This is a genomic window from Empedobacter sp. GD03861, assembly GCF_029840885.1.
In the GTDB taxonomy this organism is placed as follows: domain Bacteria; phylum Bacteroidota; class Bacteroidia; order Flavobacteriales; family Weeksellaceae; genus Empedobacter; species Empedobacter falsenii_B.
In genome coordinates, this window is the sequence record NZ_JAOCDJ010000054.1 from 1 (window position 1) to 11,608 (window position 11,608).

General features: G+C 34.3%; 9 protein-coding genes and 1 pseudogene. 9 read left to right on the forward strand and 1 reads right to left on the reverse strand.

Annotated elements, in window-relative coordinates:
• The 3 genes and pseudogenes from N5D03_RS13935 to N5D03_RS13945 form a co-directional block, all read left to right on the forward strand.
• Positions 1-1,277, forward strand: a pseudogene (locus tag N5D03_RS13935) (hypothetical protein); the annotation flags it as partial.
• A gap of 10 nt (positions 1,278-1,287) precedes the next feature.
• On the forward strand, positions 1,288-4,752 hold the full coding sequence (locus N5D03_RS13940) for a DUF6443 domain-containing protein (RefSeq protein ID WP_280051996.1): 3,465 nt from the start codon (positions 1,288-1,290) through the stop codon (positions 4,750-4,752).
• Positions 4,745-5,206, forward strand: coding sequence for a hypothetical protein (locus N5D03_RS13945; protein ID WP_280051997.1), 462 nt, complete (start codon positions 4,745-4,747; stop codon positions 5,204-5,206). The genes N5D03_RS13940 and N5D03_RS13945 overlap by 8 nt, the downstream gene beginning before the upstream one ends.
• Before the next feature lie 189 nt (positions 5,207-5,395).
• Here N5D03_RS13945 and N5D03_RS13950 read toward each other — a convergent pair whose 3' ends face one another.
• Positions 5,396-5,644 carry a hypothetical protein gene (locus N5D03_RS13950; protein WP_280051998.1) on the reverse strand — a complete coding sequence of 83 codons (249 nt, stop codon included), beginning with the start codon at positions 5,642-5,644 and terminating at the stop codon, positions 5,396-5,398.
• Positions 5,645-5,835: 191 nt separating this feature from the next.
• Here N5D03_RS13950 and N5D03_RS13955 point away from each other — a divergent pair, with 191 nt between their 5' ends.
• The 6 genes from N5D03_RS13955 to N5D03_RS13980 all read left to right on the forward strand — a co-directional run bounded on the left by N5D03_RS13955 (position 5,836) and on the right by N5D03_RS13980 (position 11,550).
• Positions 5,836-6,114 carry a hypothetical protein gene (locus tag N5D03_RS13955; protein ID WP_280051999.1) on the forward strand — a complete coding sequence of 93 codons (279 nt, stop codon included), beginning with the start codon at positions 5,836-5,838 and terminating at the stop codon, positions 6,112-6,114.
• 238 nt (positions 6,115-6,352) lie between these two features.
• Entirely contained in the window at positions 6,353-8,242 is a 1,890-nt protein-coding gene (locus tag N5D03_RS13960; RefSeq protein ID WP_280052000.1) for a hypothetical protein, read from the forward strand.
• Between the two features lie 41 nt (positions 8,243-8,283).
• The gene (locus N5D03_RS13965; protein ID WP_280052001.1) at positions 8,284-9,219 is read left to right on the forward strand and encodes a phage integrase N-terminal SAM-like domain-containing protein; all 936 of its coding nucleotides are present in this window, start codon (positions 8,284-8,286) and stop codon (positions 9,217-9,219) included.
• Position 9,220: 1 nt separating this feature from the next.
• Positions 9,221-10,129 (forward strand): tyrosine-type recombinase/integrase, encoded by a 909-nt coding sequence (locus N5D03_RS13970; RefSeq protein ID WP_280052002.1) that lies wholly within the window; start codon positions 9,221-9,223, stop codon positions 10,127-10,129.
• Between the two features lie 73 nt (positions 10,130-10,202).
• The gene (locus N5D03_RS13975) at positions 10,203-11,123 is read left to right on the forward strand and encodes an RHS repeat-associated core domain-containing protein (protein WP_280052003.1); all 921 of its coding nucleotides are present in this window, start codon (positions 10,203-10,205) and stop codon (positions 11,121-11,123) included.
• Position 11,124: 1 nt separating this feature from the next.
• Positions 11,125-11,550 (forward strand): hypothetical protein, encoded by a 426-nt coding sequence (locus N5D03_RS13980; RefSeq protein ID WP_280049595.1) that lies wholly within the window; start codon positions 11,125-11,127, stop codon positions 11,548-11,550.
• Positions 11,551-11,608: the final 58 nt, after the last annotated feature.

Below are 11,608 nucleotides of genomic sequence, written 5' to 3' on the forward strand. Positions count from 1 at the left end.
GTTCTATTGTTTTACAAAAAAAATATTATTATACGCATAATAACATTTCATCAGGTATTTTATTTGGGTCACCTATAAGAAGAGAAAATAACTATTATAAAGAAATTCACAAAATACATGGCACAATCTCCTTTCCTTTACAATTTGCATCAGGTTCAAGAGTATTATATAGTACAGTTATTGAAGAAAATATAGATAATATAAAAAATATCTCAAATAAAACAGAATATTATTTTAATCATGATTTAGGAGAGGTCGGAGAATCAAACGCTATCTACAGACAAAGTACTCCTAATTTTAATTGGAGACTTAATAAAAATTCAAATGTTGAAACTTATTTAGGTAATAATCTAATTAAATCAATATCGTATGAACATTCTATTAAAAATTTTGAATTAAATTCTGAATATGGTATAAGAATAAGACCTAAAAATAAAATTTATTTCGGAAATGCTGGAACAAACATTTTTTATTATACAGATTATGAATATGAATACTATCCATTCTATACAGAATTTCCTTACCTAAAAAAAGAAATCACTAAAGAATACCTATCAGGCGGGACTGTAACAACAGAGACAAATTACGTATATGGAGGAGCTAAGCATAATCAATTAACGGAAGAAAGTACAACAAATTCAAAAGGCGAAACAATCAAGAAAACGTATAAATACGTACCTGATTATAATGCAGCATCAACGACCATATTAGGTAAAATGGAAGCTAAGAATATGATTGTTCCAATCGAAACAAAAGTTTTTAATGGAGCTACTCCAATTTCTGAACAAAAAACAGATTATTTTGAGCCATATACAGGAATAATTCTTCCACAATATGTTTATGAGAAAAAAGGATCTGGAATTGCTACAACAGACCGCAAAATCATGTACAACAATTATGATACTCAAGGTAATCTAACAGAATACACTTTAGAAAACGGTATTCCTGTTTCTATTATTTGGGGTTATGGAGGTCAATATCCTGTCGCTAAATTAGAAGGAGTTTCGTTATCTCAAATCAGTGCAGCAACCATTACAACGTTAAATACAAAAACAACAGATGCCGATTTATTAGAAGCTATTACAGCACTTCGAACAGCGCATAAAGATGCAATGGTAACAGGCTATTTGTATAAGCCATTAGTTGGTGTAACTCAAATTATACAACCAAATGGAGTAGCTGAAAAGTATAATTATGATTCATCTAATCGTTTACAATCTATCGTAAATGATAAAGGTGAAATGCTTAAAACCTTCCAATACAACTATAAACCTTAATGCTAGATCTATGAAACACTTTTATAAAAATTTTATTTATAGTACTTTTTTAGCATTAGGAAGTACTTGTATTCAAGCCCAAACAACCACAGAAAACTTTATCAAAACACAAGAATGTTTAAAAGCTGATTGTTCTGAAAAAAAAGAAACAGTGGTTTATTTTGATGGATTAGGTCGTGAAAAACAAATTCTACAAGTAGGTGCTTCTCCATTAGGAAAAACGATTGTAACACCTATTGAATACGACGGATTCGGAAGACAGGCACGAGAATATTTGCCGTTTCCGATTGGTTCAGCAGCAAATACAGTTGTAAGTCCAACAACCAACGGAAATTCGTTTTATTCTACATTAACAGGGGATACAACACCATTCTCTGAGAAAACGTTTGAGAACTCTCCACTGAATCGAGTAATAGCACAAGCTGCGCCAGGGAATTCTTGGAAAAAAGGTGCACACGAAATAAGATTTGGTTATGATACGAATGTAGATGGAGAAGTTTACAAATTTGGCGTAGACAATCCAACTACCAATCCAACTTTAACGTTAAATAGCACCTATCAAAAAGGTGTATTATATAAAACTGTGACAACAGATGAGAATGGTCAACCAATACAAGAATTTAAAGATAAAGAAGGGAGAGTCGTTCTGAAAAGAATTAATATTCCCGCAATTAGTGGAAATTCTTCTGGCAATCATGATACATATTATGTGTATGATATTTATGGTAATTTAACTTTTGTTCTTCCTCCTAAATTAATTGATACTGATCATGGAAATATAATTTCTTATAGAAATAATCTTGCTGAATTAGGCTACCAGTATTTTTATGATGAAAAAAACAGGTTGGTCGAAAAACAACTTCCGGGCAAAGGAAGAGAGTTTATGGTGTATGATAACCAAGATCGTTTAACCTTACAACAAGATATCAATCAACGAACGGCGGTTGAAAAAGGATGGACTTTCTTTAAATACGATAAGTTTGGACGAATCGTTTATACAGGTTTTTTTAAAAATACAGCCTCACGAGGTTCAATGCAAACCGCGTTGAACAATAAAAAAACTCCTAATAATGAGGAAAGAGTATCGTCTGTATTTGCTAATAATGGACAGAGTATTTATTATACCAATGCACAATTTCCAAATGGAAGCTTAATAGTTCAATCTGTTAATTATTACGATCATTATCAAAATTTAGGAGTTACACCTTCGTCTATAGATAATCAAAATGTAATTGGAGCTGATGATACAAAAACCAAAGGTTTAGCTGTAGCGAGTTATATAAATGTTTTGGGAGAAACAACGTGGAACAAATCCTATACATATTATGATGCTAAATATATACGTCCTATAGCTTCACATTTAGATAATTATTTAGGAGGTTATCAAACAACGGCTTCTATTCTAGATTTCAGAGGAAAGGTTAAAAATACAGTTACCAAACACAAACCTACTGACATAGGAACGGAGATTCTTATACAAGAAGAATTTGATTATTATCCGAATGAATTGCTGAAATATCAAACACATCAAATTAACAATAATCCAAAAGAATACATTGTTCAGAACTCTTATAATGAGATCAATCAATTAACGAGTAAAAAAGTTGGAAACTCTGTAGCGTCTAATCCATTGCAAACAGTAGATTATAAGTATAATATTAGAGGTTGGATGACGGATATTAATAATATAGACATTACAGAAATAGGAAATAACAGAGATTTATTCTCTTTCCGCTTAAATTACGATAAAATAACACGTCTAAATTGGGACCCAGCAAAATTCAAACCATTACATAACGGAAATATCTCTGAAACCATTTGGAAAACAGATAAGGATAATACAATAAGAAGTTATAATTATCAATATGATGGACTAAATCGTTTAATTGAGGGTACATATATTAAAGGTCAAAATCAAGTTGTCAATGCCTACAACGAAGTTATAAAAGGTTATGACTTAAATGGTAATATAAAAGGAATCATTCGTTCAGGAGAACAAGATTTATCAAATAATATGATTTGGATAGATGATACGAACTATACCTATCAATCAAATTCAAATAAATTATTAGCTGTAACGGATAATCCAGGATATGCAACCCAAGGTTTTATTGACGGTAATACAAATGGAGATGATTACGCCTATGATGTCAATGGAAATTTAACGAAAGATTTAAACAAAGGAATAACAGGAATTAAGTATAATTACTTAAATTTACCAACAGAAGTTCTTTGGGGAAATGGAGATAAGATTAGTTATGTGTATGATGCGAATGGCATAAAATTAGCAAAATATGTACAGAATCATTTGTTATCAAATGCAGAAGGAACGTATTATATAAATGGATTTCAGTATTCTCTAGCAGCAGGAAAAGGGAATCAACCAATATTACAATTTTTTCCAACAGCAGAAGGCTATGTAAATGTAACAGATGGTACAGCTTTTAATTATGTTTACAATTACACTGATCATCTTGGAAATGTACGATTGAGTTACCAAAAAGAAGCAAATGGTACGCTAAAAGTATTAGAAGAAAACAATTACTATCCATTTGGGTTAAAACATAGTGCATACAACAATACCAATCTTGCGAATGCGAACTATAAGTATAAATACACTGGGAAAGAATTGCAGGATGAACTGGGATTGAATGTTTACGACTTCGGAGCAAGGTTCTATATGCCTGATATTGGACGGTGGGGACAAATTGATCCGCTGGCAATAGCATATAATCAGCATTCCCCTTATAACTATTCCCTAAACAATCCTGTTTATTTTAAAGACCCTGATGGTAAAAGAGTTATCGCAAATGACAAAGAAACTCAAAATACAATTTTAGGATATATCACAGACCAATTGGGAGAAAATCACGGATTTTCTTTTAATAAAAAGGGAGAGCTAAATTATAAAAATAAGGACTTAAAAAAGGCAAGTAAAGGGTTTAATGACGAACAGAAATCAATAGCTTCAGGATTAAAAGAAGTTATAGACGGAGATAATGTTATTGAAGTACATATGAATGCAGATAGCGACCAGTTTACGGTCAATTTTTATGAACCAGGATTTGTTTTTGACCAAGAGGGGAAATATGTTCCAGACGGTCAAGGAGGCTTTAAAAGAGAAGGGTGGCAGAAAACGGGTTATGCAGCAGATTTGAACACTCAAAATACAGGAGGAGCTCTCTTTTGGGCACAAGGTAAACTTGACAAAACAAATATGGCTTATGGGCATATAGCAATTAATAGACAAACTGCCTCCACGATACAAATACAAGGCGAGGGAGGAAAATTAACCACTCCAAGCGAGAGTAGTGTTTTTATTCACGAAATACTTGACCACGGTTTAGATTTTATCAGAAATGGGAACATTAATAACTCAAGTGGTCCGGGAGTTGAAAACGTTAATTTTCATAATCAGGCACTTAAAAATATTAGTAATGGCGAAAGCCCATTAAGAAACACTCATTATGATTAAAGGTAATTTTTTGTCATTGCTGTTTTTATCTGTATTTTTTTCTTGTAAGGCACAAGAGATAAGAATTGTTGTTGAAAACGGTGTAATTGTACCCGATAACGAAATATCAATATTTCAAATTGAAAACGGAAAAGACACACTGCATTTAAAACCTGAAAGACCAGAGTATTATCGTTTAGGTAAAAGGGATAATGATATAAAACTGATTATCAACTATAAATCCAGTTCATTTGAACTATCTGAAATTGATGAAGAAACAAAATGTATTTATATTGATTACGAATCTAATGCAGAAAATAATTGTTATGTGGTCACTAAAATATTTAGCGACACTATGCAAACTGAGAGAATGAGTAGTCTAAAAAATTGTTCTGATATAACAAGTATTAACTTGTATAGAGAGTTTGAGCCAAAAATAAATAAAGGAGTCAAGATTAGGAGAATAGAAGATTAGTATTCCAATAATCCATTTAAAAACAAAACCACTCTTCAAAAAGGAGTGGTTTTACTTTTTTTAAATCCAAAACCAAAAAGTTATCAACAATCACACATAATCGCTCTAATCCCTTTACTGTCGAGCTTTTCCGCTGTTTTTCCGCTCTCTTTTTCCTTTCGCCCTATCCGATTGCATTTGGGCTGTTTTTCAGAGGGCTTTTTTGGTGGTTTTGGGTGGTGGTTTTTTTCGGGATTTTTTGAGGTGGATTTTTGGTGGATTTTGACGTTTTTGGCTCTTATTTTTTCTTTTTTTCGGGGCTTTTTTTCGGACTGAAAACAGTCCGATATTTTTAATTTTATCGTGCCTTTGCCACTCCTTTTTCGGGGCTTTTTTCTTTTCTTTTTTTATTCCTGCTCCGCAGGAAATCGGGGCTTTTTTTGGCGGAAAATCCGCCAATATTTTTAAAAATTATGCTTCTAAAAACCGATTTTTTCGCTTTTTGGTGGTCAATTTTTTCAGAAAAATTATTTTTCTGTTCCGCAAATTGCAGGCAAAAAATTTTCGGGGCTTTTTTCACTGCTTCGCAGTGATTTTTTTTTGTTTTTTAGTCGTCTGAAAGTGTTGGGGATTTTAACATTTCGGACATTTTGGCGGTTCTTGTTTTCGCTGTTTTTAGTCGTGGTTTTGGGTTAATTTCCGACTTATTTTTTGCCGATTTTCGGCAAAATTTGGGGCTTTTTTGCTCCGAAATCGGAGCAATTTTTTTTGGGCTTTTTCTTTTTACCGCCTCTGGCGGTTCGGGGCTTTTTTCTTTTTCTTTTTTTATTCCTGCTTCGCAGGAAAGGGGGCTTTTTTTCGCTCCGTTGGAGCGATTATTTTTGCTTTTAATGGTTCATTTTGTCGGCTCGGTTTTTCGGGATTTTTAGCGGTTGTTTTTGGCTCTTTTTGGTCGGTTCTGTCGGCTGTTCTGATTTTTGGTTTTTCGGGGCTTTTTTTCTTCTTTTTTTGCTGTTTTTTGCTTTGCTTTTTCGGGGTTTTCTGCCCTCTGAAAAACAGCCCAAATGCAATCGGATAGGGCGTTTTCTCATTTCTTCATTGTTAATAATTCAATTTTCTTTGCCTTTGTTTTTTTCTGTTTTTTGCCTGTAAAAAAGCCTTTTTAATATGCAAAATTTACAGATTAACAATGCCCGATTTATTACTTACAAAGATGATTTTTTAACGATAGATATTTTGGGCGGTGTGGATTTATCACAAGTGGAAAGAATGGTTTGCACACTTCGGATTTCTTACCAAAATTATCCACCATTCCGCACGACTTTGGATTTATACAACGACAACCAAACCGATAAACTGCAAAGAACGCTTTGCGACAAATGGGAACTGAAATTGATTGAGGTAAGCCGAACATTACACGCATTGACGTTGCAGTTAGAAGATTACCGATTGCAAGAGTTGAGATTTACAGGAAAGCAAAGGACACAACCATTTGAACCGAGCCAAGACGACACAAAAAGAGCAACAGCGTTTTTAAAAAACAAAAACCTGCTTCCCGAACTGATTAAGAACCTGAATACGACAGGGATTTTGGGCGAAGATGAAAACGCTGTTATTCTCTTTTTGGCGTTGGCTTCTTACAAATTCAACAATCCGTTTTCTGTTTTGTGCCTTGCAAAATCGGGTATCGGTAAAAGCTACATTTTGCAAAAGCTCTCGGAATGTATGCCACCCAATACATACAGTTTTCATACAAGAATATCGGCAAACGCTTTGTATTATTTTGACAGCAACGAGATACAAAACAAAGCCCTTTTAATTGAGGATTTGGAATGGACAACGCAAATGCTATCGCCATTGGCAACGCTTCAAAGTCAAGGCAGATTGGTAAACACAAGAGCCACAAAGGACAAAGACGGAATGTTGCACAGTACAACCTTTGAAGTCGTTGCAAAGCTCTGTTTGATTGCGTGTGCTTACAGCGACAAAAATTTTGAAGAAATAAGTTTGCCTTTTTTGTGCCTGCACCTAAACCACACACCCAGTCAAGATATTTTAATAATGGAATATCAAAAAAAGTGCAGGGCAGGACAGATAAAAACCGAAGATATTGAGCAGGCTCAACACCTTTTAAAATGCGTGGTGGCTTCACTTCAAAACATTAGTGTTATCAACCCTTATGCAACATTGATAGATTTACCTAAAGATGTTGCCTATCCGAGAAAATCACTTTTATTATTGCTCAATTTTATTGAAGTTATTACTTACTTCTTCCAATATCAAAGAGAGCAGACCGCAGACGAGGAAACAGGCGAAGTATTGATAAAAACGCATCCGAACGATATTGAACTTGCTTTTAAATTTTTGCGGAACAATCTTTTTAGGCGAGCCGATGAACTGGCAACAAGTGTAAGGGGTTTTTACGGGTGGCTTACCAAGTTTTTAACGGAAGCAAAGACCAATCAGTTTACCGCCTTGGATATAAGAAAAGCCAAACCGATAAACCCAAGAACACTAAACCGTTACTTACAGGAACTCAAATTGTACAGCTATATACAGGTTGTCGGGGGAAACAAGCACCGAGAGGGATTTATTTACAAGCTCACAGGCTTTGGCAGTCAAACCGATGTGCAGAACCGTATCGAGCAGGATATACAAGCCACATTAAAAAACGTGTGGAATGAATACCACAAAAGCAAAGCCCCGAAAGAACAACAGCAACAGCCGACAGAAGAACCGATACAGCAAGAACCGCAAACGGAAGAACCGACAGCACATAAACAACGTGTAAGGATAGATGAAAAAGAAGAATATACTTTAAAAATCCTTTTGGAATTGGAAGAACAAGAACCGCAAAAAGAATATTTAGCAACCGATATAACCGCCATAACCAAAAGAAGTTCCATAACAGAAACCCGACACCTGAAAAACCTTTGGGAACAAGGAAAGTTAAACCGAGAATGGAAGAACCGAAAATATTACTACACACTTGCTACGAACAGCAGTAAGACAGTTAGCCAAAACCCGATGACCGACACAGAAACCCAACAGCCATAATACTTTAACAGTAGGACGACACAAAAACAAAAAATTGAACAATGAAAGAATTTATACAATACCTGCAAGCCAAAGACCTGACCCAATCCACACAACAAGCCTATTTGTTTAATGTAAACAAGTTTTTACAGTGGTATGGCAAAGACATTGAAAATTGCAGGAAGAAAGACATTTTAGCTTACTTGGAATACCTCAAAGACCATAAAAGAGTGGCGAACATTACCCGTAAAAATCAACTTTACGCTTTACAACATTACTTCAATTTTTTATACAAAAGCAATATTATCGCTTCTAATCCTACCGCTCTTATTAAAATACGGGGAGCAAATCCCCGCAAGCTACATAAGATTTACACACCGCAACAGCTTGACCAGCTCTATGACGATTATTATACTGTCTTTGTCAAAAACTTTGATAACAGCCATATCCCGAAGAACCAACGCTTACAGAACGAGTTAAGCCGACAAAGGAATTATATAATAACGGGCTTTTTGATATATCAGGGGCTTGTTACAAGTGAGTTTGAACGTCTTAACCTTGCCGATATTGATTTTTTAAAAGCAACGGTAAAAATATACGGAAGGATAAGGGCAAAAGACAGAACCTTACCGCTTCACGCTTCACAAATCGGGGCTTTAATGCACTATATCCAAAACATACGACCGCAGTTTTTAGCCTTTTGCAAAGAAAGCGACAGGTTATTTTTTGCCTTGCCCGTAAGCGGAAGAAAAAGCACAACATCTACCTCTTTAAAAGGTGTTTTTAAACCGCTTGCAGAACAGTTAAGAACCCTTGCACCCGATTTTACCAAAATACAGCTAATACGGGCTTCACGCATTACCCAATGGCTCAAAACAGAGGGATTGCGTAAAACCCAATACCTCGCAGGGCATAAAACCATTATCAGTACAGAAGCCTATTTGCCCAACGACTTGGAACAGCTTACCAACGACATCAGCCAATTTAACCCGTTCTAAAATGATTAACTCGCATTACAGCAAGATACAGGAAGAATATATAAAATGGCTCGATACATTGGGTTTTAGCCCTGCCACCATATATAACTGCCAATGTTCTACTACTTCTTTTTTTGAGTGGTTGCAGGAGCAAAGAATATTACAAATCACGTTTTTAAAAGGGCAACACGTCAGCACGTATATTGATTATTTACAAACACGCCCCAACAAACGCAGGGCAGGCGGATTAAGTGTATCACACCTGAACCTGAATTTTATGGGGATAGACCTGTTATTGGAATTTTTACACCAAATGGGAATGGAAAATGCACCGATACCGCCCCGTTTTAAATTAAGAGAAAACCAAGAAGAACGCATTAGTAAAATTGTTCCCTTTACACAGGAAGAAATCAGGATTTTACAGGCAAAAATACCCGAGATGTACAACCATTTTTCTTTTGTACACAGGCAGGCAAAACAGGAAGAACTAAAATTGATTTTTGTTTTGTATTACGGTTGTGGCTTGCGAAGAACAGAGGGGTATAACCTGCAATTAAGTGATATTGATTTTGATAACAGAACCATTTTTATCAGGCAGGGCAAAGGTTATAAAGACCGTATTATCCCGATGAATGAGGGTATTTACAAAGCATTGGAACATTATATTTACAACTTCCGCAACCTGCAAAAAAAGGGACATCAAAGGCTTTTTATCAGCACTGCGGGAACACTCAACGATGAACTGCAAAACCTGCAAAAATCCTGTTCAGATAAACCCATACGGAACAAGCGTTTAACGCTTCATATCCTGCGACACAGCATTGCTACTCATTTACTTGAAAATGGAATGAGCATTGAAAGTATTGCCCGTTTTCTTGGGCATAGCTCGCTACATACCACACAAATTTACACCCATATTGTAAACCGATAATCGTTTAATCTTTATTACTTTAAACCCAATCGGATTATTTTTTTTGTATTTTTGAGAAAATTTTTTACAAAACTTGGGTTGTCAAAAACTACATACCGACCATTTACCTGAACTGCGTTTAATACACAGTAAAAAAACACTGACCTCTAAAAAGAGTAAAAAAAATGTGTGTAGTAGTTACCATTACAAATACCAAGGACAAGAGAGACAAGAAGAATTAGGTCTTAATTGGGATAGCTTCAAATGGAGAAATTACATGCCAGAAATCGGTAGATTCTTCAACGTAGACCCATTGGCAGAGCAATACTCTTATCAATCACCTTACAATTTTGCAGAGAACCGTGTGATTGATGGTAGAGAATTAGAAGGTCTTGAATGGTCTAGTTCAATTGAAGGAGATAAAATTCACTATAATGTGAAAATTCAAATAGTTAATTCCGCAGGATTAAGTGATAAAAAGATCAATAAAATTGCGCAAACTATACAAAAAGATTTTAACGAAATTTATTCGCAGGTAGAAGGGTATACTGCATCTATGACTTATGATATTTCTACAACATCAACATCAGATTACACTATTGAAATTGTAGATCAAATTCAAAGACCTGCTACAAGAACTGATGCAGATGGGAATACTCAAGTTAAATATTTGAATGGTAAGACTGAAAAATTTGGAGATACTCAGGATAATAACATGAAATTATCTGCTAAAGACAGTAGTGGAAATAGTCGTTCTGCATCAGGAATTTCTAAGACAGCGCAACATGAAATAGGTCATTCAGCGGGTCTTACCCATCCATGGGAAGCAAATGCTCCTGTTTCAAGTGATATAGACCAAAAGACAGGAGATATAAAAAATAATACTATTCGAAAAAATCTTATGAATTCTGATGGCAATCCTAATTCAACTTTAAGAAATACCTCTGGAACAGCATTAACTCCTGGACAAATGAAAACTATTGAAGAAACAATAAATAAAAATACAGGTAAATAAAATGAATTTTTATATTTTAATTATATTATCAATTATTTCAATAACATCATGTAATTCAAGCAAATTAGTTGAGATGAATTTATGTAAAAATGGAAAACAGATTGAAATATTTAAAGAAAAAAAACTATTTTCAAAAAGTCAAAAAGACTTAACCCTATATCTTGACACTGGCTTTAATAGTAACATTAAACTTATGATTAATGACGAAGTCATAATAGATACTTTAATTGAAACTTCTCCAATTTCAGAACCTATAATTTATCATTATTCGTATAAAGTAAATAATGATATACAGATACTAAAAATTAAAACAGATACAGATTGTTTAGAAACTATATTAGATAAAAATTATAGTATTCTAGGACTTTATAATTATTCTAATAAATGGACTTTATCATATAGAAAAGATTTTCCTATTCTTGAATAGGAAAAGATACTGTTCCAAATGTGTGGTACTGTTCCAGATGTGTTGTTAAAAAAACAAC